This is a genomic window from Candidatus Nanopusillus massiliensis (genome assembly GCF_920984865.1).
Genome location: NZ_OV100765.1, coordinates 565,038 through 565,405 on the forward strand (window position 1 = coordinate 565,038; position 368 = coordinate 565,405).

The 368-nt window shown below is 20.4% G+C and carries 1 pseudogene; it reads left to right on the forward strand.

The annotated features are described in order from the left end of the window. Positions 1 to 126: 126 nt before the first annotated feature. A pseudogene (locus tag LUA84_RS05525) lies at positions 127 to 368 on the forward strand (tRNA guanosine(15) transglycosylase TgtA); the annotation flags it as partial.

Consider the following 368-nt stretch of genomic DNA (forward strand, 5'->3'; position numbering starts at 1 on the left):
TCCCCAAATAAAATTTTCTTATATTATAAAAATAATGTTTGAAATAAAACATAGAGATGGAGCTGGAAGAATAGGAATTATTAGATATAAAAATAAAAAATTAGAGACACCTCTACTTTTCCAGTTATAAATCCATATAAAAATATTTTACCAATAGATATAATAAAAAAATATCGAATTAATGCAATAATTACAAATTCATATATTTTATATAGAAAAAAATTTGATGGAGATATACATAAATTCCTAAATTTTGATGGAATTATTGAAACAGATTCTGGATCATATCAAATGTTACATTATAAAAAAGATTTAGAAATAACAAACAGAGAAATCATTGAATATCAAATAAGAATAAACTCTGTTAT